The 23014-nt window shown below is 59.2% G+C and carries 16 protein-coding genes and 3 pseudogenes; 9 read left to right on the forward strand and 10 right to left on the reverse strand.

Translation table 11 applies throughout. The annotated features are described in order from the left end of the window. Nucleotides 1-261: 261 nt before the first annotated feature. Both NLM31_RS06845 and zigA read right to left on the reverse strand, forming a co-directional pair. Nucleotides 262-1320 (reverse strand): murein L,D-transpeptidase catalytic domain family protein, encoded by a 1059-nt coding sequence (locus NLM31_RS06845; RefSeq protein WP_254191830.1) that lies wholly within the window; start codon nucleotides 1318-1320, stop codon nucleotides 262-264. Next, nucleotides 1263-2468 carry a zinc metallochaperone GTPase ZigA gene (zigA, locus tag NLM31_RS06850; protein ID WP_254128571.1) on the reverse strand — a complete coding sequence of 402 codons (1206 nt, stop codon included), beginning with the start codon at nucleotides 2466-2468 and terminating at the stop codon, nucleotides 1263-1265. The genes NLM31_RS06845 and zigA overlap by 58 nt, the downstream gene beginning before the upstream one ends. Before the next feature lie 132 nt (nucleotides 2469-2600). Between zigA and NLM31_RS06855 the strand changes: the two are divergent. Then, a pseudogene (locus NLM31_RS06855) lies at nucleotides 2601-2850 on the forward strand (segregation and condensation protein B); the annotation flags it as partial. Nucleotides 2851-3546: 696 nt separating this feature from the next. Here the strand turns inward: NLM31_RS06855 and NLM31_RS06865 are convergent. The 6 genes and pseudogenes from NLM31_RS06865 to NLM31_RS06885 form a co-directional block, all read right to left on the reverse strand. After that, entirely contained in the window at nucleotides 3547-4206 is a 660-nt protein-coding gene (locus tag NLM31_RS06865) for a hypothetical protein (RefSeq protein WP_254135244.1), read from the reverse strand. Between the two features lie 314 nt (nucleotides 4207-4520). Beyond that, nucleotides 4521-4868 carry a transposase gene (locus NLM31_RS43310; protein ID WP_375167536.1) on the reverse strand — a complete coding sequence of 116 codons (348 nt, stop codon included), beginning with the start codon at nucleotides 4866-4868 and terminating at the stop codon, nucleotides 4521-4523. Beyond that, nucleotides 4823-5134 carry a transposase gene (locus NLM31_RS43315; RefSeq protein WP_375143532.1) on the reverse strand — a complete coding sequence of 104 codons (312 nt, stop codon included), beginning with the start codon at nucleotides 5132-5134 and terminating at the stop codon, nucleotides 4823-4825. The genes NLM31_RS43310 and NLM31_RS43315 overlap by 46 nt, the downstream gene beginning before the upstream one ends. 103 nt (nucleotides 5135-5237) lie before the next feature. Further along, nucleotides 5238-5525 (reverse strand): annotated as a pseudogene (locus NLM31_RS43320) (transposase); the annotation flags it as partial. A gap of 436 nt (nucleotides 5526-5961) precedes the next feature. Next, nucleotides 5962-6819, reverse strand: a complete 858-nt coding sequence (locus NLM31_RS06875) for a host specificity protein (protein ID WP_254191831.1) — start codon at nucleotides 6817-6819, stop codon at nucleotides 5962-5964. 1767 nt (nucleotides 6820-8586) lie between these two features. After that, nucleotides 8587-8742, reverse strand: coding sequence for a hypothetical protein (locus NLM31_RS06885; protein WP_254191832.1), 156 nt, complete (start codon nucleotides 8740-8742; stop codon nucleotides 8587-8589). A gap of 1380 nt (nucleotides 8743-10122) precedes the next feature. On the opposite strand from NLM31_RS06885, the gene NLM31_RS06890 reads away from it, so the two are divergent. Next, entirely contained in the window at nucleotides 10123-12744 is a 2622-nt protein-coding gene (locus NLM31_RS06890) for a PAS domain S-box protein (RefSeq protein ID WP_375167468.1), read from the forward strand. Nucleotides 12745-12928: 184 nt separating this feature from the next. On the opposite strand, the gene NLM31_RS06895 is transcribed toward NLM31_RS06890, so the two are convergent. Continuing rightward, the gene (locus NLM31_RS06895) at nucleotides 12929-14731 is read right to left on the reverse strand and encodes an HrpF/NolX family T3SS translocon protein (RefSeq protein ID WP_254191834.1); all 1803 of its coding nucleotides are present in this window, start codon (nucleotides 14729-14731) and stop codon (nucleotides 12929-12931) included. Nucleotides 14732-15385: 654 nt separating this feature from the next. Between NLM31_RS06895 and NLM31_RS06900 the strand changes: the two genes are divergently transcribed. From NLM31_RS06900 to NLM31_RS06930, 7 genes and pseudogenes are all read left to right on the forward strand, one after another. After that, complete coding sequence (locus NLM31_RS06900; protein ID WP_254128576.1) at nucleotides 15386-15577, forward strand: hypothetical protein; 192 nt, start codon at nucleotides 15386-15388, stop codon at nucleotides 15575-15577. Nucleotides 15578-15647: 70 nt separating this feature from the next. Beyond that, nucleotides 15648-15971, forward strand: a complete 324-nt coding sequence (locus NLM31_RS06905; RefSeq protein WP_254191835.1) for a hypothetical protein — start codon at nucleotides 15648-15650, stop codon at nucleotides 15969-15971. 125 nt (nucleotides 15972-16096) lie between these two features. After that, entirely contained in the window at nucleotides 16097-16990 is an 894-nt protein-coding gene (locus NLM31_RS06910; RefSeq protein WP_254191836.1) for a hypothetical protein, read from the forward strand. Between the two features lie 36 nt (nucleotides 16991-17026). Beyond that, on the forward strand, nucleotides 17027-17566 hold the full coding sequence (locus NLM31_RS06915; protein ID WP_254191837.1) for a hypothetical protein: 540 nt from the start codon (nucleotides 17027-17029) through the stop codon (nucleotides 17564-17566). 2 nt (nucleotides 17567-17568) lie between these two features. Then, nucleotides 17569-18000: a M48 family metallopeptidase gene (locus NLM31_RS06920; RefSeq protein WP_254128580.1), complete on the forward strand. Its 432-nt coding sequence runs from the start codon at nucleotides 17569-17571 to the stop codon at nucleotides 17998-18000. After that, the gene (sctV, locus tag NLM31_RS06925) at nucleotides 17993-20113 is read left to right on the forward strand and encodes a type III secretion system export apparatus subunit SctV (protein ID WP_254128581.1); all 2121 of its coding nucleotides are present in this window, start codon (nucleotides 17993-17995) and stop codon (nucleotides 20111-20113) included. Before NLM31_RS06920 ends, sctV begins: the two co-directional genes overlap by 8 nt. 819 nt (nucleotides 20114-20932) lie before the next feature. Beyond that, nucleotides 20933-21043: pseudogene (locus NLM31_RS06930) on the forward strand (IS481 family transposase); the annotation flags it as partial. Between the two features lie 64 nt (nucleotides 21044-21107). On the opposite strand, the gene NLM31_RS06935 reads toward NLM31_RS06930, so the two are convergent. Continuing rightward, the gene (locus tag NLM31_RS06935) at nucleotides 21108-22898 is read right to left on the reverse strand and encodes an IS1634 family transposase (protein WP_254191679.1); all 1791 of its coding nucleotides are present in this window, start codon (nucleotides 22896-22898) and stop codon (nucleotides 21108-21110) included. Between the last annotated feature and the right edge of the window lie 116 nt (nucleotides 22899-23014).

Genomic DNA, 23014 nt, shown 5'->3' on the forward strand with positions numbered 1-23014 from the left:
GACCGGCGTCGGCGCCACACTGCTGATGGGTCTCGGCACGGCGCGACCGTCGCGGCGATCGCAACGCTCGCGGTCAGCGCGCGCGACATCGCCGGCCGTGTTGCCAAGGCTCAGGCCGGCTTTGGCATGCTCGCGATCCGGGCGCTCGAGGTCGCGGCGTCGGTGGCGATTGTTACCTTCGGTGCCCTGCTGCTAGCCGGCTACAGAGCAACTCTGGATTGTCTCGCGGTGATGGCCGCAACGAAGGAAGCGGAGAAGAGGTTACGGCCTGCAAGTCGGCACGGGGCTCGCGGACCGCTCAGGATCCCGGCGGTAACGAACGAGGATCGGCTCGAGTATCTCATTCGACCAGAATATCGGAGCGCCGATCTGCTTCAGGCAAAGGGCGTTCCAATAAAGGCCATTGGATGAAAACGATCGGCGCGCCGAAACGGCTTGCGCAACCGCCTTGATGTCCTGCGATTCCGGGTAGATGTAGATTGTCGTCGGTTCATCGAGCAGCGGAATGATCTGTTCTGCGTCGGATCGCGACCAGCTCGTGCATCCATTGCTGCGTCCGCTCGCGTAGTCCACGAGGGTTCCGATCGGAACGCAACCATTCACATTGGCATACGGACTGCGCGCCATGCTTCGATAATGGATGCCCTTCAGGACAATGGCTGGATGTCCGCCGATCGCACGCTCCCTGGCATTGGCGGTCTCTCCCTCGCCATCGAACTGAACGAACGAACGCATCAGGATGGCCTCTCGTTTCGCGGCGTTGCGAAAGTAACCCTTGAAGGAGGTTTTCGTCTCGGCCGTCACATAGGCGCCGCCAGTCGTCAGATTCGAGTCCAGTGCATTGCCGAAATTTTTCGCGCACACCTTTCCGTTCGCGAAATTCACCGCGCCCTTGATGTTGCGGCCGCTGCCATGCCCCGCGGACATCGCGCGAAATGACCGGTCGGCTTCGCAGATCTCGTAGAAGCGCTTCCCCAATCCGCCATCGCTCGGCCGCGTCGCGTCCATGGCGAAATAGCAGGGGTTTTTGACGACGGCTGCCGCGACCTTTCGCAGGTAGAGAGCGCGCGCTCTCTGTAGGACCACTGGGACGATCTGTCCCTCGCCGTTTCCGACATGGTTCTTCAACCAGGCCGGAGTTTCCGACGGCTGTTCCACCGCCAAGGCTCCAGCCGCAAGCCAAGCGGCGATCGTCACGCCGAGCGCGAACCGCCCGAGCACGGCCAATCCAGCCCGCAACGGATCGCCGCCACGGCTGCCGTTCAGGCGGCCTGATCGGCGCGTCGCCAGGCTGGAAATGGATCTGACAGCTTTGCCCATTCGGCAACATCCATTGCAGGCCTGCCCGGCACGAGGCAGGCATCGAGGCGCGCGCGGATCGCCCCTTCGTCCATGCCGACGCCGATGAATACGATTTCCTGGCGGCGGTCGCCATAGATCTCGTTCCAGTGCTTCCGCAGATTTTTGCGCCAGAAGGGATCGTCGGGCCAGCGTTCGGCAGGAACGGCCGCCCACCAGAACCCCAATGCTCCGGTTCGCACGATCGAACCCGCCTGGCTGATCTCGCCGAGCCATTGCGGCCGGGTCGCCAGCCAGAAATGACCTTTCGCCCGGACGACACCCGGCCAAGGCTGCTTGATGAACTGGTCGAACTTGGCGGGATCGAACGGCCTGCGGCCGCGGTAGACGAAGTTCGTCACGCCGTATTCTTCGCTCTCGGGCACGTGCTCGGCGAAGCCATAGAGCTCCTTGTACCAGAGCGGGTGCTGCTGGGCCTTCTCAAAGTCGAAGCGGCCGGTGTCGAGTACGCGATCGAAGGGCACACGGCTGTAGTTTGCCTCGATGATATCGGCCTCCGGATTGAGCGAGCGGATAATCTTGCGCGCTACTTCGCGCTGAGCTTCCGTGGCGTCGTCGACCTTGTTGAGCACCACCACATCAGCAAACTCGATCTGCTCCACAAGCAGGTCGACCAGCGTTCGTCGGTCGTCTTCCAGTGCCTCGCCGCGATCCTGCAGAAAGTCGGTCGACGAATAGTCCTTGAGTAGGTTCACGGCGTCGACCACGGTGACCATGGTGTCGAGGCGTGCCACGTCGGAGAGGCTTTCGCCGTCTTCGGAGCGGAAGTCGAAGGTTGCCGCCACCGGCAGCGGCTCGGAGATGCCGGTGGATTCGATCAGAAGATAATCGAAGCGGCCGCTCTCGGCGAGGGCGCGCACCTCCTTCAGAAGGTCGTCCCTCAGCGTGCAGCAGATGCAGCCGTTGGTCATCTCGACGAGCTTCTCATCGGTCCGGGACAGGTTCGCACCGCCATCGCGAACCAGATCCGCATCGATGTTCACCTCGCTCATGTCGTTGACAATCACTGCCACCTTCAGGCCGTGCCGGTTGTTCAGGACGTGGTTCAGCAAAGTGGTCTTTCCAGCCCCGAGGAAACCGGACAAGACGGTGACGGGGAGTTTTTGCATGGAGATCGAAGAGCCTTTTCAAGGAGATAGGGTGAGAGCGGTGGAGTGGCGCACGAGGAGCCTACAAATGTAATGTTATAACGTTACACTGATTGACCTCAATTCGTCTGTCAAGGCGCATGACTGCCTAAATTAGGCTTCATCGCAAGTGGCCCGCGCAGCCCGCAACCCGGCGCGCCCTACACCTACGTCATCACCAAGGGGGTTTGGTGCATTTCGGCTGGCGACGCTGCGCGATCTGCCGGACATGGACACGCTGGAGGACGCCGGCCTGCTCAGCAAGGACAAAATGTTGGCGGGAGAGTTGCCGGATTCCTTGCCGGCAGATGATGAAGAGCATGACGATGACGAAAAAGCTGCAGATTGGACAGAGACAGGCTAGCCTCAGTGAGCGGCCTCTTTCGATTCTATCCCCCACCCGCAAGTGTCCCGCCCCGAGACATAAAACCTTGGCACAGGTTGTGCTGACTAATGGGAGCCGGGATTTTGCATCACCCTCCCGGGGCTCGATAAGCGCCGCCTGCAAGCTATTTCAAGCAGGTGGCGTTTTTATTCGGTGTCCCAATTCGATTTTGCAAGTGTGCCAATTAGGACAAGAACTGACGGGCGGGGGCGGTGGCCACGCCCGGGGGGAATCTTCAACGCTGCACCTTGCCGATCTCATTCATCCCTAAATTGAGGGTGAGTTACCGATGCAGCGACCGAACTTTGGACCACTCGAAACTAGAGTTTTACGACTCTTTGAAGCGAGACCGAAGTTTGGACCACCCAGAACTAGAGTTTTACGGCTCTGAACACGCTGGTGGGCTGGTGGCACCATCGCGGGTTTGCAGCAAAATCGGCGGTCGATTGCCGATCGCCCCGTGAGGCCTTTCCTCATTATACAACAAGGCTTGAGAACGCCCACGGGACCGTGTGCCGTGAGGTTCTCCAGAACGGGCGACAGGCGCTTAAAGTCAGCGCGCAACCTATCTCGAGCGTTACCACCGTCAAGAAAAGAACGAGAGGCCAATTGACATCAATCTGCAATTAAAGGGTCGAATGGCACATCCAGCTACCCCGTTGGATGCAACAGATATCACAATGCATGTTGGACCCACACATTCGGCTCCACGTAAACTCCATAATTCTGCTCAACCGATACAAGTACCGGTACCAATGCACCCTCGACCTCTGCCTGGCCCGAACAATTGAAGGCTGCCCCTGTCCATTGCGTCCACTCCGCGATGGTCCCAACGATGGTCATGGAATAGGGAGCGATCTTCAATATCTTGCCTCCGGCGCGGACGTGAGTTCGCAACCACGTGTCCGTTGGCAAACCGTCGGCACGGTGCAATGTGACATACTCGCGCATTGCCTTCCGCGCGTCGAGTTGCTTTTGGCTGGGCCGGACAGGGGCAAACATTTCTGCAAAGCCCATTTTCTTCGCGCACGCCTTCAAGGCATCCAACATCGCCAGTGCATTGCCAATGCCCCTCGCCTTGGGGACAAGGGCGATTTCGAGCGCGCTTATCGTCGTCGGCCTACGTCCAACAAGCCTGTCTTCGTGAGCCCAGCGGATAACCTGGTCCCAGCCGCCGTCAGGCAATTCGGAGCGGCCCTCGATGTTGAAGGCAAATGGAACACCAAAAGCGCGCCCGACGATCTCGCCATCGAGAAGTGCTCCAAAGGCGTAGTCGAGGTAATCGAAAAACACAGATCGCCCAAAGTAGAGCTCTGACGTCGCGTCATGTCGCATGAACTCGGGCCACACCTCCTCCAAGTCATTCGAAAAGACCGACGGGATCAGATCTGGTCGTTCCCGCAATGAGAATATCTGTATCTTCATTCTTCGTAACACCATTGCAGCGAGCACGAGAGCTTGTCTTAGAGACTCTGTAACCAGATTTCTAGCTCGTCTTAATCATGAGTGCCGGGCGGGCTGCTGGAACATTTCTGGTCGCGAGTGAAGGCGCGCGCGAACGCTACGGGCTTTTTCGCCGCTTTTCGACGGGACTTCCTGAACGCGTTGGAGGACGGTGGCGGGGATGACCGGGGCTCATGCCCCGAGCGTCAGGACGCTTGCGGGACCAGAGCGTTTGCCGCGCTGCGGAACAGGTTGGCGTCGGCGCACGCTGCAGCGAAGGCCAGACGTACGCGGGTGGCGGTCTCGATGACACGGGCTGCGATCTTGAGAAATGTGAGCCTGATGGTGTTGAATTCGGCGGTTGCCAGATCACGCGGCTTCGGGATGGCGTCGCGCATGGCGAGGATGAGCCAATAGACGGCGGCGTGGAAGACGAGGCGAACCTGGTTGGCGATCGCCGAGCGGCAGCTGGTGCGATCGGAGGCGAGCTGGGTCTTGTGCAGCTTGGTCAGGTTCTCGGCCTGTCCGCGTGCCCGGTAGAGGCGATCATAGATCCCCCCGCCGTGCTGATATTCAGGCTGGTGACGACGTGGCGGATGTCGAGCCCTTGTTGGGGTGCTTCGATGCGGGCGATGACGCGGCGCTCAAGATGCCAGGAACCTGCCGCGTGGCGGGTCTCGGCGTAGCCGAACCACGTTCTTGTTCTCGACCGCACGTTGGTTCGGACTGCATCGCAGACCTCGTCGACCTTTCTGGCGAGCAGCTTGGTGCCGGCCAGCGCGAAGACGTAATCGACGCCGTTCTGCTCGCAGAAAGTCATGGCCTCGAGGCAGGCGTAGTGGCTTTCGCCGCGGAAGGCCAGCGCCGGCGAATGCGCCGAACCAGGCGGCGCAGATGTGTTCGCGCCTCAATGCCGCTCGGCGTCTTGCCGGGCGCAGCATGACCGCAATGGGCCGGCTGTGCTCGGTGTCGTGGACGTGGATCGGCAGGAAGTAGTGTTCGTCACATTGGGCAATGAACAGCGCGAGTTGCTGACGGCCATGCACCACGTCGACCATGTCGTCGATGTCGAGCGTGATTGCGCTCGGGTTCGCGCTTGTCCTCGTCGGACAAGCGTAGATGTGCTCGAGCAGCAGCCCGATGACGAACCGTCTCTCGGTCTCCGGCCGGTCCTTCTGGCAGCAGACGGTGCGATCTCGTGATCGACCGATCGACCCAGTCCCAGTCGGGTCTTGCCGCCAAGCTGCGCCAGCACATGCTTAACATTGATAATGATGCAGCCTGCCTCGATCGCCTTGAAGTCGTCGTCGGTTGCTTCGGTCGCATCACTTCCGTTGCGACGAGGGAATCACGATCGCTGACTCGAGGCTATCTTGAGAGTGGACCCGCAGGCTTTCGAGGCGTCAACTCTCGAAAGCCCGCAATCTCAAACCCACCAGCGTGCCAGAAACCGAATCCCGCTCAGCGGTTTGCACACTGTTCCACGGACGACACATTATGCGAAGTGATCGATGCGCGGGATCTTGCATCGGCACGAGTGATGGTACCTGCCCTCGCTAGGGGCTCGCACGACCGCCGCTGAAACGACGAGATAGCAATCACGTTCAGGTGCGACCTCGTCGTTGCGCCCGACTTCACGGGCAATACTCAGCTGAAAGTAAGAGCGCGCTCAAGATACCAAGAAGGGTCATCGCCAGTCGAGTCTGTCTCTACGCTTGCTTCACTCGGATTCGCCTCAACACCTGCTTCAGTATCGCTGTCATCGCCTTCAGCCTTTGAAAGATACAGTGCAGGTTTGTCTGACCGCTGCCATTCATTGTCAGCGTTCTTCGTCCACTTTTCGGGATGCTGGGTCGGATCAAGCACCCAGTGATTGCGACCCATATCAACAAACCCCATCTCCGCTAGACGGGGTTCCATACCTTCTATGGCAGGACGTGACATGACCGACGGCTGATCGCCGTCTTGCCGAAGTTGATGCTCCAGCAGAATATCGCCTGCGTTCTCGACAAGCGGATGGCTAAGCCGAAGATCTACAACGGACGTGAACTCATTGCGCCCGAATTGTCGCTGAAGCCGGTCCCCTCTAACAATCATCGGGCCTCCTGCTCTTAAAAGCCCAACAGTTGTGTCCCCCAATCGATAGCGGAAAAATCGCGGCTCCGTCACCGCATTGTCTGCCGTGCTGGCGTAAACTCTAGCGACCATTGCCGCGCGCTCAGCTTTTGTGGATACAAAATCCGTGTACTCTTGTGGATTATCGGCGATGTATTTGATTTCGTCGCCGAAAAATTCCCTCACTTCTCTGTCAAAGGTAGATCTTGCGATCTGCTCAATGGGTGGGGCGGAAACAAGAGAGTATGGCCGCGGGTTAGCCGACGACGAACTGCCTGGCTCCATGCCTGCAAGGGTTCGTTCAAAGCGCTGACTATCGCCTGACTCCCCTGATTCATCAGTCCGGCTGGCGCCTGCGGATTGGCTGGCTGAAATGCCGTGGCTATGCATCCGATTTTCGCTCCTACTGGCAGAGTTGTTACTACGGAGCTCTTGGGAGCCCTTGCCGTTCCACATACAAGCTCCAGCTGACCGTTATCTGACACGCAGACGTCACGCATCTGTCCCCGCATTTGGCGGACCAGGCTATCGTGATCGTGGCAACACGCCCGACTCGAGCATCTCCCGTCATCAGCGAGTGAAAGATCGCTACGAACTCGATGATGATATCATCACCAGCAATACGAGTAGGCTTGGACTTAATCGAGTTTCGACGTCGGGCACGTCCCAATCACGCAAGCCTACCGTTGCTTGTTCGGCGCGCTCGACCAGAGCGGAGCGTGTGTTGCATGGCAGCCGATGAACCAGCCCGACCGACCGCCCAATGACGTAGATCTGCTCGATCAGATCTGCGCTACTTATTGAACCACGGCGTCGTTCCGAACCGCCCCGTTGTCCAATACACCGCATGTCCAGGTTGGCGTTCGGCGAACCTCAGGGGCCATCCGCTGCATTGCAGAGCTGAATAGTTGGCCGCCCTGTCCAGCAGGATCGCGCATCCTTCCATGCCCTCAGCGCTCTCGGTTCTGGATTTAGAGATGTTCGGACGTCGCAAGTCGATCAATGCCGGTCAGTCTGCGCGCCGGCTCGAAGCCTCTGACGGAGCGACCGGCGCATCAACTGGCTATTGCCGCGCACGATCGGCGGCTCGAACAGTACCCACTGCACATCATGTTGGTTCAAGGACCACATACTTTGCACTTGCACCATAGCTTGCGAGCTTCTGGTTCAAATCCACGTCATCGAGCGTTCGGAAGCCGTGCTTCTCCCAGAACTTTCCTGAATTGCTGACAGCGACCAGCGAGAGGTTGGGAAAGCCGGCCTTTGTCGCGTGTCTGACCAGCTTAAGCACGACCTCGGAAAGCCGCAGCGTTGCTGCGCGCTTCCGGCAACAACGCGATGTCGTGATATTAGGTCGATGCAGGCTCGGTCACGGCGCCCACAAGCGCATTCAGCGCGGGCGGCTCCTTGAAGCGCCAAGGATGGTGACGATATAGCCGGCCAGGTCGTCCCGCGAGCGCTCAAGCACAAAACATCCCTCAGGGTACATCTCCGGCCGCTCCGGGAAAACGGCCTCATCCTGGCGATAGTTTAGGTGGACGCGATCTGCGATGGCGCGAACTTCAAGAAGATGGTCGGGCTCAATCGCTCGCCACGGCATGCAAAAGTACTTTCAATGAACCTTCCAATCCTTAGACAACCACCAGCACCAAAGTCCTGTCCAGGACAGACCGGGTCCGCCGCTAAGCTAATCAAACCGTGTAACAACTGTGTTCGTTTTGCTTTGTGCGATTGGGGTCGTGACGAACATTGGCCTCGCGGAATTGATGGAGGCATCGGACTTAGCCAATGAGTGCCCCCAGAGGAAGCTTCAAGGGAAGCCCCAGGTGCAGAACTGCTCAAAGTCAGGGAAACCTTCACGGGCGATCCCGAGCCAACCCCTCCCATGGGCAAGGTGTATGGACTGATCTTAGTGTCCCGAGCCACACGTTCGCAATCATAGATCCGCAGTAAATTCGCGTCGCTGTGCCAAGGATGGAGGCAAGCAGCGACGGAGTCCCCAATGGCAATCCAGCAACTTCCTGCCCGATATTGAGCGATGACGAGCGCGCCGAATTGACGTCGCTGACGATGCGGCGGAACGGCGCTGGCTCTTAAGAGTCCGGATCATGCTGATCCTGTGCGGAAGGTGGGCAGAACACGGGAGTGGCGGCCAAGCTAGGGCTGGAGCAGCAGACCGTAAAAAAGTGGCGGCGGCGTTTTATGGAGCAGCGCGGGGCCGGACTGCGCGACGAGCCCCGCACGATTGAGGATGCCCGCATCGAAGCCGTGATCGTGAGAACGTTGGAGAGTTGCGCTGAGCACGCCACCCATTAGAGCTCTCGCGACATGACGAAGACCAGCGGCCTATCGGTATCGACGGTGCAACGCATCTGACCGGCCTTCGCTTTCCAGTCGCACCGGATGGAGACGTTCAAGCTCTCGACCGATCCGAACTTCGTGGCCAAAGTGCGCGATGTCGTGGGTCTCTGCGTCTCACCGCCGGTGCACGCCATCGTTCTGTGTGTGGATGAGAGGTCCCAAATCCAGGCGCTGGACCGAAGCCAGCCGATGCTTCCGATGTATCCCGGCCAGGCGGCCCGAAGATGCCATGACGGACAAAAGCCATGGCACCACATAGCTGTTCGCCGGCCTCGATATTGCGACCGGACGGGTCATTGGCAAGTGCTGCGGGCGCCATCGCACCGCCGAATTTCGCAAGGTTCTTGACGAGATCGAGGCTGCCGTACCGCGCGAACTCGACGTCGATCTCGTCACGAACAATTACGTCACGCACAGGACCGCAATGATCCGCAGATGGCTCGCCAAAAAGGTCGCGTTGGCACGTGCACCTGACCGCGACCAGTTCGTCAGGACTCAACCAAGTCGAGCGCTTCTTCGCGCTCCTCACCGATAAGACGATCCGGCTCGGCATCTATCGCAGCTTGGCTGCCCTTAGGGTGGACGTCGCCTCGTTCATCGAGCGACACAACGCCGATCCCCAACCGTTCCGATGGACCAGATCAGCCGACGACATCTTTGCTTCCATCGAGCGCTTCTGTCGTTACATTGTCCCGGCAAAATCACGCCCCAATGCTCCAAACTTCCGGTTCAGGACTCGAGACTGGCAGCACCTACAGCGACATCGCCAATGTGAAGAGATAGTCCAGACCATGAGCGCCCGATGAGCGGCGACTAAAGCCGAAGCGGTACGACAATTCGTGGAGCTCCAAGGCCTGTGCTGGTTCGAGTCCGGCCGCCCGCACCAATGAACTTGGGGGAAACTGTCGGCTTCCATTCCCATATCCCGCGTCAGACAGCGCGGACTTCCCCGTCACTGGGCAACTAAAAAATCCGACGCGAAGGGCCATATCTGTCGGATTAACCGCGACTGCGTTCGACCCTTCTGCCGGCTTCCAGGCAATCCGGCTGCAGCATCGCGTTTTTGCGATCGAGGAGAAGGCGAGCAGCGTGAATACCAAGACCTAATTGTCCTATGAGAGCGTTCGATATTAATAAGTTTAAGAAGACTATACGAAGGTTTGTAATGCGCCTTCCTTCGGCTGTGCTGTTCAGCACCCGGTCGCGAAACCACCCAGGAGCACCTATCGGGGTCGAAATGAATTGTTGTATTCTTGCTCAATTGTTAACCCGCTCGAAGGCCGGACCGCTACAAGCATGTGTAACCAGCTCACCACGTTTGGATGTTCAGCGATGCAGCTGGTTTTCGGAAGCGTTGCGCTAGCGGCGGTGACGCTAGTGTCCGTTTATATTCACAGCCCTTTCGCAGCGACGGCGTTCGCCTATCTCGCGGTGATATTGCTGTTTTCGCTGACAGGCGGCTTCATCGCATCGTCGGTGCTTTCTATCGCCTCCGTCGCTGCGTTGGCCTATTTGTTTACGTCCCCGACGTTCAGTCTCCGGATCGATGACCCTCAGGACCTTTTGGTGATTGTCACCTTCCTAACCGTCTCAATTGTCGGAACGCACCTGATCGGAAAGGTCCGCCGCGAAAGGGAGGCTGCGCGTGAGTCCGTAGCCAAGCTACGGCACAGAGCGGCCGATCTGCATGGCCGCGAGAAACGCTGGCGCGCAATCTTTGAGCATAATCCATTTATGTATTTCATGGTCGATGAAGCCGGAACGGTCCTCAACGTCAATACTTTCGGCGCGACCCAACTCGGCTATGCTCCTGGGGAGCTGGCAGGCCTATCTGTGCTGAATGTCTTTCTGAAAGAAGATCGTGAGGTCGTTCGCAAACGTATCGGGGAGTGTCTTACAAATATCGGCCAATCGCGCACCTGGGACATCCAGAAGATCAGGAAAGACGGTTCGGTGCTGTGGGTGCGCGAAAACGCCAAAGCCATGCTGTGGGCCGATGACAAGCCCATCGTCCTCATTGCCTGCGAAGATGTCACCGAGCAGAAGCGGACCGCACTTGCGCTGCAGCGGAGTGAGGCCCAATTAGCCCAGGCGCAGGAATTGAGCCACGCCGGCAGCTTTGGCTGGAACGTCGCCACCGGCGAGGTCACTTGGTCTAAGGAAATTTTTCGGATTTTCCAATACGATCCGGAGACGAAAGCGACACTGCAGCACGTCCTTAATCGCGTCCACCCAGAAGATAAGGCCGCCGTCCGAGAGACGGCAGATCGAGCGTTTCAAGGCGAGGATTTCGAGCATGAATACCGACTGCAGATGCCCGACGGGTCGGTAAAGCATATTCACACGCTGGCACGGGCTACGAGAACCGCGTCTGGCGATATCGAGTTCGTCGGGGCGGCGACGGACGTCACAGCAGCCAAGCAGACGGAACAGCAGCTGCGCCGTAGCGAGGCCTATCTGGCCGACGCGCAGCAGCTGAGTCGCACAGGTACTTGGTCCTGGGACTGCCGTCGTCACTGTTTTGCGTATCGCTCCGCCGAAGTCAGTCGTCTGTTTGGCTTCGATTCGGACGAGCCTGTATCGCTTGAGGCCATCCAGTCGCGTATTCATCCAGATGACTTGGCGCCGCTGCAGGAAGTGCAACGTCAGGCTATCGAACAGAAGGCAGGTAACTTTGAGTATGATTTCCGAATCCGTCTTCCCGATGGCTCGATAAGGCACATACACTCAGTTGCGCACGCTGTGTTGGGAAGCGATGGCGACACTGTCGAACTCATCGGAACGCATATGGATGTCACCGAGCAACACGCAGCCAGGGAACAATTGGAAAACACCCTTGCCGCGCTGCGTGAGAGCGAGCAGCGCTTTCGTGACTACGCCGAAACTGCTTCCGACTGGCTCTGGGAGACCGGGCCGGACCATCTGGTCACCCACTTATCGGAGCACGCCGGCGCTACGGGCATCATGGCCACAGGACTCATCGGCCTGCCTCCTTGGAAAATTGCGTGCGACGTCGAAGAAGACCCCGAGAAGTGGCGACAGCATCGGGCGACGCTAGACGCACATCTGCCATTTCGTGATCTCGTCTATCGCGCCGTCAATAGGACCGGGACTCCGATCTACGTCCGGACCAGCGGCAAGCCGTTTTTTGATGTCAGCGGCAACTTTCTGGGCTACCGAGGCGTCAGCACCGACATCACCGCGAAGATCCGCGCAGATCAGGCCGAACAAGAGCTGCGGAAGGCACAGGCGGATCTTGCTCATGTATCGCGCGTGACGATGCTGGGGGAGCTAACAGCCTCCATCGCCCACGAAGTAAACCAGCCGCTCTCCGCCATTGTCAGCAATGCCGATGCGTGCCTCGCTTGGATGGGGCGCGAAGTTCCTGAGCTTTCCGCCGCGCGCAGATCGGTGGAGTGGATCGCCAAGGACGCGATCCGGGCAAGCGAGGTGATCCGCAGGGTCCGCGCACTTGCGAAGAAAGGGGAGATCGAGATGGTATCTCTCGATATCAATGACGTCGTTAAGGAGGCCATCACGCTGGTGACACGTGAGCTGGTCAATCACCAAGTGGCCTTGCGAACCGAGTTGACCCCAATGCTTCCCACGATTCTTGGTGACCGGATTCAGCTGCAACAGGTGATCATCAATCTGGTGACGAACGGGATCGAAGCCATGCAAGCGGTTGACGATCGAACGCGCGGACTGGTGATCAGATCTTCCTGGAACGGTGATGGGCGCGTGCAGCTCTCCGTGACCGATTGCGGCGCCGGGATCGCTGAGGAAGATAGGGATCGCATCTTAGATCCGTTTTTCACCACCAAAACGAGCGGTCTTGGAATGGGTCTGTCGATCTGTCGTTCGATCGTGGAAGCTCACGGAGGGCGCCTGTCAATCGTCCGCAACCAAGGGCCGGGCGCGACCTTTCAGTTTGCCCTGCCGATCGTGTCGTGAATGGACGCTTTGACGCGCTCGCGAAAGCCGGAAGGCCGACGGACCGACAAGTGCGATCGTCTTCATGGCCGGGAAGACGCCTCGATGCGTCACTCGAATGTTGCAAGAGTTGATGCAAGGTCATGGCTGGTTTCCGATGTGTTTCCCGATGGTGACGATGTGGTCATTCAACGCCGACAGTGGCTTATGTGGGCTCAGTTTCAAGCCTCGTCTTCAGGTCGTCCAAATAGTTGTCCGCATAGGATTGCGCTTGCGAGACCGTCAGGTCGATTCCGCTCGTTGCAGCCCCTTCCATCACTGTCTTCATTAGCCCTTCGCGCATCGCGAATTTGACCTCGGGCCCAGAGATGCAGCCAACGGCCTGCGCCGCGACGTTGAGGCCAGCTTCTTCCAGCGCTTGCTTCATATTGCCCCCGCTAATGGCGGTGTGCAAAAGGTTCGCTGCTTGCGACTCGCACTCGAGCGCCATTGATGCTGCATCGGCCAATTCGCCCAGACCCGGAACGAAACCGAGCAGACCGACCGCCGTGGCGGTCCAATCAAGCACCTTCGAACCCACTTTGGCCACGCCGTCGAGCCCATGCATGAGGGCCCCGCCGTTCTTCTTCTGAGACTTGATGTCGGGCTGGTCGGCCGCGCCCGTTAGCATATCCGCGACAGCGTTCTGTTGGGCCAAGGTCTCGGGGAGGTGGGTCTTTGTCTGCTGGACGGTGTGGTTCGCAGCCGACAGGTTGCTGTAGAAGTGCGTGAAGTCGTTGTTGCTGATATTACCGGAATCGACCGTATGCCCGCCGCCGAAGTCGAAGAACTTGTGATGGGTCTTGTAGCCCGTAATCGAGTTGTTTAGCAGACCGAACAACACGGGATCCGAGAGCAGTTGTGACGCCGCTTGTCGTACCTTCGGGTCGAGAGTTTTGTCGCCCGCCATGCTCGCCAACTTCTCGCGTGTCAGGACGCCGCCTCCGAAGAAGGCATCCTCATTCTTGTTGATCGTACCGAGCGTGTCCAGCTCGCATTGCGAGAGGTTCATCGACGACGAGGCGACTTGCAGGAAGTCTTCCTTGTGGACCTTATCAATCGCACCACCGTAAAGCTGCTTCCAGGTGTCCGGATGGTCGAGGAAGTATTGAGCCGCCGCGATCACCTGGGGCGGACACTTGCCGGTTTGGGCGTTGCCGTCGACGATCCCCTTGAAATCGTCCAGGCTCAAATTCTTGGGCAGGTAGTCAGAATACTTGTACAGCTCGCGCAATGCATCACTCAAGGTCATGACCGACGGTTGTCCATTCCCGGTGCCGTCGGATGGAATATAGTTCTGCTCGTAGCTGCGCGCCTGCTGCTCCTGGAATGTGGCCACCTGCGAGTGGCTGTCGGAAAACTCTGACAGATCCTTGTCCTTGATCTTGCCTCCGCAGCGGCCGTCGCCTTGGGAGCCAATTGCGTAGAAGAGCTCTGGGTCGCGCCGCAATCCATTGATCGCCTCCTTCAGATCCGCGGGCGTCGACGGATCGTTGGCCTTGTCTGCCAGCGAGTCCCAGCTGAGCGGGCATTGGTCCTTGTGCCGGTTCAGCACTGCCACGATCTGCAACTCGGCATTAGTCAGCGTGCCGCCATTCCACGTGATCCTTGAGCTTGGCACCGGAGCAGTCGGTAGATCAGCTGCGGGTTCAGCCGTCGCCGATGTGCCGCTTGCCGATGTGCCGCTTGAGGAGGGAAGGGGCTCGCCCCGCTCCATGGCCTCGATCGCCGCCTTCACGTGCGCGGGCAGGTGGTCCAGCGGATCCTCCGGCATAGGCAGCTTTGGGTGCAGTAGGTCCGGTGACGGGGGGGGCGCGTCGGCTTGGTCGTCCCGCGTGCAAACGGACACCATTGCCTCGAATGTCGAAGGTTCCCCTTGCCGAATCTGGCCGGGTGTGTGCGCGGAAGGTCCCAACGCCGACAGAGCTGGATTTGCACTACCTGGTAGCAAAGAATTATTGAGCTGCATGTGAGTTCATGTTCCATTGCGGTCAACGGGCGGGATCGGCGGTTAGAGATCGAGGCTACGGGATAGGCACGCAAGCTTTCGAAAAGCTGACGAGCCTCAGAATCAAAGAACGCTTGCGCAGTGCCGCGCGACCATCTTGATGACACCAGGCGGCGCTGAGTGTTCTGCTGCGGCCCTGAACATGCGGCACGACGATCTCCTGATGTGGCATGCTGGAAGAACAAGGCCCCTCCGGTCGTCCAGTTGCGAATGACCATCGTCGAGGAGCCGCAAATAACATCACCGCCGAGCCTCGCGTCGGCATTTCCGACTGCGCGTGGTTGCATCTACGCCTCGCCATTCGCCATCGAGAGTGCGATCCACGAGCATGACGATGTGCCCGTATGGCAATGTGTGAATGGATCGAGCGAAGGCTGTCGGGTGCACGTCGGAGATGCCGTAGAGCTTAACAGGCGCGGTCCAGAACGTGCTTAGTGGCGGGTCCCGCATGTACCCGCGAATCCGTCCTCCTGCCTCGGCGGCGAGGTTGAATGAGATACTTTCCCGATCCGTCGTTCGACGTCAGCTTCTCGACAGCTGATCTCGTTAGCGTAAGCAACGTGGATCGCGAGGTGATGCCACCTTTCTGATGGAACTAAAATATAGAGGCACCAGATGGCCGGAGCAATCGAGAACGTGACTCGTACCAATTCTGATAGTGACAGCTCGTCGTCTGCAGCTGATCGCCAAAACTTAGAATCGGCTTTTGGTTCGGTTCTTAGCATGGTTGCGATCCAGTCTGTGGAGCGAAACATGGAAAAGTTTCACGAGACTGTGGCTGAAACAGAAGAGGAAGAGGGTTCTTGACGTCGAAGTGTCCGGCGTCAAGGGTGCGTCGCCATTCGTGGCGGCAGATTCAAGCAGAAGGTGAAACGACATGACGAAAGTAAATTCTCCTGGCTCTTCTGGAGCTGGCCACGACATCAACAATGAGAGCAAGGTCGAAAACAAGCCCGGAGGTGGCGGTGGCGGTGGCGGTGGCGGTGGCGGTGGCAATATCAACGCGCCTGCCGCCGGATCGGCGGCATCGGGTGCCGCGTCTGCGCTTGATACTGTTGGTAACGCGGCAACCTTCGAGGCGCTGATCGCGCAGTTGAAGGCTGTTAATCAGCAAGCCATGGTGCAGGACATGCGGTTGCGTGCGCTGTCGACCGAGCTATCGAGCGAGAAGAAGGCGGCGGCTGAGCGGGCCAGCGGTTGAGCCTGGAAAGCGGGGCGAGCTCTCGCTCCGCTTTTTCCGCCGAGGCGACGATGTTAAGCCGTGCGGCCTGGATATGAATCGTGCAGCATTCGCCTGCACGTGCTCCCTGGTTCGGAGGATTGTCCGTGAATGAGGCTGCTGCCTCCTTGCATTTCGAGGTGCTATCGGGGCTTTATGCCGGACTAAGCGGGAAGGCGGCTGCCGGAGCGAGCCTTATCGGTAGTGGCCTCGACGCAGATATGGTCTTCGTCGAACAAGGGCTTGAGCCGCATCACCTTCGTTTCACGCTTGTTGGGAATTCAATCGAGATTGAGGCTCTTGCAGCCGTAGGCGCCCCGGAGGGCGAAGAGGATATCGCCGCAGGTGGGCGCGTTGTCCTTTCTCTTCCCGCTGTCGTTCGCGCGGGTGCGATGTCCATTCGCTGGTCGATCCAGAACACGGTTGAGGCTCGGTCGATCAGCCTATCGCGTGCTTCGATCTTAGCGCTCGCCATCGCGCTGCTCGCCTTTCTTGGTCTAGGCGCTCTCTCGACCATATTCTTCAAGGCCAGCGGAAGCGCACCGAGCACCATTGCGTCGCCTGCCGGCAAGCTTGTACCCAAGCTGGGCTTGAACAGACCAGATGACCGGCGAGCTGAGGCCGCAGCTGAAGTGCTGAAACAGGAAGTTGATAAGGCCGGCCTGCTCGATATCAGGGTCGGTTCTGGGCCGGGGTTTGTGAGCGCTGAGGGAATAGTAACGCCTGCAGCGGTTACGAAATGGCAGGAGCTCCAGCAATGGTTTGATGGTCGTACAAACGGCGCGGTGGCACTGGTGAACGGAGTCGTGGTCAAGGAGGACAAGCAGCCATCCTCAATCGCTGTCGAAGCTGTTTGGCGCGGAACCCAACCCTATCTTCTTATCGGTGGACAGAAGTATTTCGTCGGCGCTCTGTTGGCCGACGGATGGGCGGTCAATCGAATCGAGGAGGGGCGTGTGCTGCTAAGCCGCAATGGCCGCTTTGCCGCCATTCCCTATTAGACTTTCTGGGCTCGAAAGAAAGATAAGGAGAGCGTCATGTCAAAGCTGTCCCATTACGATGTCGGGCCCAGCAGTGTTTCGCGGCGGCCAAACGAGGACCATCATGTGCCGGTCATCGGGCCGACCATTTGCCAACCCAACAAGATTGAGATCGACGGTGCTTGCACTGATGGTGGGAAGGAGCCGGCGTCGATCTGGCGCGAGCTGAGTGCGTCGCATATGCCGCCGGATGTAGCGATAAAAGCCATAGGGGAGGCCAAAGAGATTGATGCAGTCGGGCGCGTCAGTCTCAACGAAGTACGCACTCACCCTCATGAGATCGAGCCGCCCGCGGTGTTGGCGTCGGCCTATGGGCGCGATATCGCGCATGATCTGCTCTCTTTTGTCACACCAACGCTGCGTCATCCCGACATGCTGCGGGCAGAGCGGTATAGCACTCTTCTGGAACGTCTCACCCATAAGCTGGCGGCCGCGCCTGCGGATTCGATGGCGCACGAAGGTGTCGTTGTCCTACAGCGGGGACTGCAGTGGCTGGCGCTGCTGCGGCAAAACCGGAACAGCCTGATCGAAGCCTAGCAATGTCCAACTCCGATGGAGCGCAACGGACGACAGATGTTTCCAATTCCGATAACGTCTCGCTGAGTTCCGGACAGGAGCGCGATTTGCTCTGTGCACTTTCCTATCTGCATCTTGCGTGTGGGCAAAGTGCAGAATGCTTGGCTCTCTTGCGGCTCATCGTCCGCGACGACACTCAAGATGTCGATCTGCTGCGGATTCTCGCCTACGCCCTCATCTCGGAAGGCCTTGGCGATGAAGCACTGCCGATCCTGGATAAACTAGACGCACTTGATGATGGATCGTCTTCGCGCATCTCTTTGATGCTGTTGCGTAGCCAAGCGCTGCGGCGGGCCGGCCTCATGGACGAGGCGCGCGCGGTTTTCCAAACCTATGTTTCGTTGCGTGACAACACCGGCCCTATCAACCAACGATCGGAAGGTCCCCATGGCTAGCGTCATGCGTCACATCATTGCGCGCGCGTCGGCCAGCTCCGATTTGATGGTTGCGTTGGCGCTGCTTCTGACGGTCAGCATGATGATCATGCCGATCCCGATAGTGGCGATCGATACGCTGATCGGCTTCAATCTGGGCTTCGCCATATTGCTGCTGATGGTTGCTCTCTATATCAGCACGCCGCTTGATTTTTCGTCCTTGCCGAGCGTCATCCTGATTTCCACGGTGTTCCGTCTGGCGCTTACCATCTCGACGACGCGGCTAATCTTGGCCGAGGGGGATGCCGGCAGCATCATTCACACGTTCGGTGATTTCGTCATATCGGGAAACATCGTCGTCGGCATTGTCATATTTTTAGTCGTGACCATGGTGCAGTTCATCGTCGTCGCCAAGGGCGCTGAACGCGTGGCGGAGGTGGCGGCGCGCTTCACGCTCGATGCTCTGCCGGGCAAGCAGATGGGGATCGATGCGGAGCTGCGCAACGGCCATATCGATCAAAACGAAGCCCGCAGCCGGCGCGCTACATTGGAGAAAGAAAGTCAGCTTTATGGGGCTATGGATGGCGCCATGAAGTTCGTGAAGGGCGATGCCATCGCAGGCTTGGTGGTCATCTGCATCAACATGCTGGGCGGGATCACCATCGGCCTGCTCTCCAAGGGCATGTCTTTCGAGGCGGCGCTGCATCAATATACTCTGCTGACGATAGGTGATGCGCTCATTTCACAGATTCCCTCGCTGTTGCTTTCGATTACTGCCGGGACGATCATCACTCGTGTCAATGGAGTTGCAAGGCTCAATCTTGGTACGGACATCGTAAATCAGCTCACGGCCAATCCGCACGCATTGCGGCTATCTTCCTGCGTCCTGGTTGCAATGGGGGCCATTCCGGGTTTCCCGCTCCCTGTCTTTCTTCTGTTGGCCGCAGTCTTTGCGGCAGCGAGCTTTGCCGACGGCTTCATCCAAAGCGCCAAGAAAAACGCCGATGTCTCTCGTCCGGCTTCCGAACAGTCCGACAAGCAAACTGTGCCCGCGGGGGCACTTCCGGTCGCGGTGTTCCTTGCGCCCAGTCTGACACGGGCGATCGACAAGGACGAATTGCAACAGCACATTGCGCGCGTTTCGGGACTTGTCTCAGCTGATCTTGGCATCACGATTCCGCGCATCCCCGTTGAGGTCGACGAGCGCTCGCCGGAGTTGCAGTTCAGGGTGGATGTCGAGGGCGTCCCGGTCGATCAAGGTTTGATTGATCCAACGCAGCTCGCACTCCACGACGATCCGGCCAACATTGAATTGAGCGGCATCCCGTTTCGGCATGACCCGGAGACGAACCAAATTTGGATTGAACAGAGCAACGCACCGGCTCTCAAAGCAGCCGGCATCGGCCATCACCGTCCCATTGAAATCCTGGCCTTGCGCGTCCATTCGGCGTTGACCCGTTATGCACAGTGCTTGGTGGGTATCCAAGAGACGCGCCAATTGCTGGCCCGGATGGAGACGGAATATTCCGATTTGGTGAAGGAGGTACTACGTACGACGCCGATCCCAAAGGTCGCCGACGTCTTACGGCGCCTCCTGGAAGAGGGTATTCCGATCCGGAACACGCGGCTGGTCTTGGAAGCATTGGCCGAATGGAGCGGACGTGAACAAAACGTCGTCTTGCTCACGGAATATGTTCGCTCCGGCCTGAGACGGCAGATCTGCCACCGCTATGCCAACGCACACCGTGTCGTGCCGGTCTTCATCATCGAACGTCAAACCGAGGATATTGTTCGCAGCGCGGTGCGTGACACTCCCAAAGGGCCCTACCTGGTATTGACGGACTGGCAAAGCGAGGCGCTGCTGTCAAAAATGCGTCAGATCCATTCGAACGCAGTCCGAGGTCAGATCCAGCCCGTTATCCTTGCCTCGATGGATATAAGGCGGTTTGTCCGCGGTTTTCTTACCCGCAATGGGATCGATCTTGCTGTTCTATCCTATCAAGACCTTGCCTCGGACTTCACAATTCAGCCGGTTGGATCCATCACACTCGCGGCTGCGAAGGACAAGGCTCCGTCGGAGGAACTTAGCAACATGCTCGTTGCAGCCGATTCACAGGCGCAGCAGTCAATATAAGAAGGGCCGAATGAATTCACGTCAGAAAGCAATCCGGTGGCGCTTGGGTTCAGTTTTTCTGCTCTCATTCTCAGCTCTCCTCGGTATTCTAGGACTCGGCGGTTGCGCTAGCTGGGATAGACCAGCTCTTCAGGTGCAGGAGACGCCGCCGCCAAAATTGCTTGGCGCAAAAGATATCGATCAAGCTATGCGAGAACGTATTGAGTGCGCGGTCGACCAGAATCCAGACCAGGAGCTTTGCGCGACGCGCTGAAAAGCGAACGGAAGAGTGCGCGGCGAGCGCATAGGTATTGGGCCGCGTGTCGCTGCGAGGGCCTGTTAACGGCTGCGAGGAATCGCGCATAATGGCGCAGTCTCGGTAAGGCGCGTAGCGGGCATTGGCGACCGGCCCCGGGCGAGCCGAGTGGGCTGCCGTCAAGCTGGGGCCAAGTCGCCGCCGGGGGCGACCAACATGGCGACGCGGCGGGGCCAACAGGCGCACAAGCGCCGAGGCCGATTGCGAACAACGATGACAGGGGGGCGGAGGCGAGGTGCGTTGACCGCGAGGCGGATTGCTCGAAGCAGTGTTGAGTGTGGCCAAACGTAATTGTGACTTGGTCACGAGAGGACCGTGGTCCGTCACAGCCTCGCTGTTGCGCGATACCGGCGGTTCCGGTTGGCGTGCATAGCTCGGCCGGTCAGTTGCCTGTTATGTAGAAGTTTCGGCTTGATTTTACGACATGGTTCGAAACTGGCAGGGAACGAAGCTGCGGGCGAGCAGGGGCGCTCACCCAAATGGGCGCTCCCGCACAGCCCGCATCGTCTCACAGGAGACGTCCCATGACACAAGAGCAGAAGGTCATTCGCGCGAAGGTTGGCATGCTGGAGCTGGCCAAGCAGCTGAGCAATGTCAGCCAAGCCTGCCGGATGATGGGCTACGACCGCGACAGCTAACCCGTCTTCGCGGATTGGCGGGTTTTGTAAGCACTCGCTCGTTATAACTCAACGAGTTAGGTCAAAAGGTCTTCACTACGGAGTTTGGGCTGGCGGCGGCGGCGGTGGTGATCCTGGGTGGCGGTTGCGGTGGCAGGCGGAGCTTCAGGCGATCGAGCAGAAGCTGAAGTTCGGGCTCGGGATGGGTGTAGCGGGTGAGCAGGATTTCGCGCCCGTCGGTGGTCGGCAGGTGAACATCGATCATTTGGACGGCGGCAAATTTCTCCAGCGCGCTGCGCGCGGTCAGTCCCGGGGCCAACGCGTGGAGGCGACGCGTCAGCGTGATCTGCATGCAGTAGGCCAGGAACGCGATGAAGATGTGGGCCTCGATCCGCGCCTCGTCCTGATGGAAGACCGGGCGGATCGCCAAGTCGCCCTTGAGGTTGCGGAAGGCCTCTTCGACGGCCGTAAGCTGGACGTAGTATTGCCAGAGCCTGGCTGGATCGTTGTCGGTGAGATTGGTGCGTAGCAGATAGCGGCCTTCGCGCCGTCGCGTTCGACGCAGCTTCCCGCGATTGAGCGAGAAGATGAAGTTCGGTCGATGTCTGTCGACCTCGATGTCGACCAGGCGCCAGGCTGCCGGCGCATGTGAACGCGCACCACCCAGCTTCATCAGCAGCTCTTCGCGCGTCAGCTCCATGGCGGCGATCTGGCGGAGCCGCCTCCACAGCCACTTCAATTGCCGCCGCCGCATCGCGCGCTCCTTGGTGACGCGATCGACACTCTGGGCAAAGACGTAGAGTTCATCGTCCTCGGCCAGCAGCTTGACCTTGACGCCCTCGCGCGCGTCCTGCCACGGCCTGTCCAGCAGGTGCTTCTCCAAACGGTTCAAACGGCCCTTCGGCGTTCCCACCAAGTACTGTATCGGCGGATCGCTGTTGCGCATCTCAGCCAGCACGGCTTCGGTCGGCACGCCGCGATCCATCACCCAGACCCGCCGCGCCTTGCCGTATTGCAACTCGATCTTGTCGAGGAACGTCCGCAGCGTCTTGCTGTCGGCGGTGTTGCCGGGCAGCACCTCGTAAGCCAGCGGCAAGCCGTCGGGCGTCACCACCAGCGCGATCACCACTTGCGGGCAGTCCGGCCGCTTGTCGCGGCTGTAGCCGTGGCGGCGCTTGGCTCCTTCCGGCAGGTCCGAAGCGTTGACCTCGAAGTAGGTGCTGGTCAGATCGTACAGCAGCACGTCGAAGTCGGCATTGAACAGATCGCGCCAGCGCCCGACCAGATGCGAGAACAGCGCGTCCTTGTGCGCAAGCAGCAGATCGTGGCAAGCGTAGAGCTTGTGCTCTTCCGCCAGGCCGAAGTCCGCGCCCAACAGATCGGCCATCGCACTGCTGCCGAACCATTGACGATGCAGTCGCCACTCGCTGCCCGGCGCGATCAGCCGGTAGGTCGCCAGCACCTGCAGGATCTGATCCCACCTCGTCTTCTTGCGGCTTGGCGGCAGCCGATCGGCCCAGAACCGATCGAGCCGAAGCTCCTGCCACAACTGCCCGGCCAGCCAGCAGGCGCCCCATTGACGCGGCCGGCGAAGCTGCATCTGCGATAGGCGAAGCTGTACGACGGATCCATCGCCTGCCACCGCCTCGCATCGATCCTCCGGGAACAGCGCCAACGTCCGCGCGCGGCCGGCGTCCTCGTCGAAGACCTCGATCGCCTTGCGCCAGCTCGCCGCCTGCGAGGAATTGATCTCGCCGAGATACAGCACGTGCCGCTGCACCACCCGGCCATCATCAAGACGCTTGTTCTCAACCACGTTCCAGTAGTGGTGCGTCTTGCCGTTCTTCTTTCGCTCGGTGCGTCGCAGAAACATGGCGCGACGAATCTATCCGCCCCGCCGCCACCTTGGGAATCGGGTAGGTCTTCACTACAGCCGTTTTCGGCCAAAAACGACCATCCCACTCCTTGCAGATCAAACACTTAGCTCAC

The organism is Bradyrhizobium sp. CCGUVB4N (genome assembly GCF_024199945.1).
Lineage (GTDB): Bacteria > Pseudomonadota > Alphaproteobacteria > Rhizobiales > Xanthobacteraceae > Bradyrhizobium.

Bases quoted from the DNA above. Each gene is read 5' to 3' on its own strand.
- NLM31_RS06900 (WP_254128576.1), top strand. From the start codon at position 15,386: ATGGCCGGAGCAATCGAGAACGTGACTCGTACCAATTCTGATAGTGAC.
- NLM31_RS43315 (WP_375143532.1), bottom strand. From the start codon at position 5,134: ATGACTTTCTGCGAGCAGAACGGCGTCGATTACGTCTTCGCGCTGGCC.
- NLM31_RS06875 (WP_254191831.1), bottom strand. From the start codon at position 6,819: ATGCATAGCCACGGCATTTCAGCCAGCCAATCCGCAGGCGCCAGCCGG.
- NLM31_RS06915 (WP_254191837.1), top strand. From the start codon at position 17,027: ATGTCAAAGCTGTCCCATTACGATGTCGGGCCCAGCAGTGTTTCGCGG.
- NLM31_RS06890 (WP_375167468.1), top strand. From the start codon at position 10,123: ATGCAGCTGGTTTTCGGAAGCGTTGCGCTAGCGGCGGTGACGCTAGTG.
- NLM31_RS06885 (WP_254191832.1), bottom strand. From the start codon at position 8,742: ATGGGTGGCGTGCTCAGCGCAACTCTCCAACGTTCTCACGATCACGGC.
- NLM31_RS06845 (WP_254191830.1), bottom strand. From the start codon at position 1,320: ATGGGCAAAGCTGTCAGATCCATTTCCAGCCTGGCGACGCGCCGATCA.
- NLM31_RS06935 (WP_254191679.1), bottom strand. From the start codon at position 22,898: ATGTTTCTGCGACGCACCGAGCGAAAGAAGAACGGCAAGACGCACCAC.
- NLM31_RS06895 (WP_254191834.1), bottom strand. From the start codon at position 14,731: ATGCAGCTCAATAATTCTTTGCTACCAGGTAGTGCAAATCCAGCTCTG.
- sctV (WP_254128581.1), top strand. From the start codon at position 17,993: ATGGCTAGCGTCATGCGTCACATCATTGCGCGCGCGTCGGCCAGCTCC.
- NLM31_RS06905 (WP_254191835.1), top strand. From the start codon at position 15,648: ATGACGAAAGTAAATTCTCCTGGCTCTTCTGGAGCTGGCCACGACATC.
- NLM31_RS06920 (WP_254128580.1), top strand. From the start codon at position 17,569: ATGTCCAACTCCGATGGAGCGCAACGGACGACAGATGTTTCCAATTCC.
- NLM31_RS06865 (WP_254135244.1), bottom strand. From the start codon at position 4,206: ATGCGACATGACGCGACGTCAGAGCTCTACTTTGGGCGATCTGTGTTT.
- zigA (WP_254128571.1), bottom strand. From the start codon at position 2,468: ATGCAAAAACTCCCCGTCACCGTCTTGTCCGGTTTCCTCGGGGCTGGA.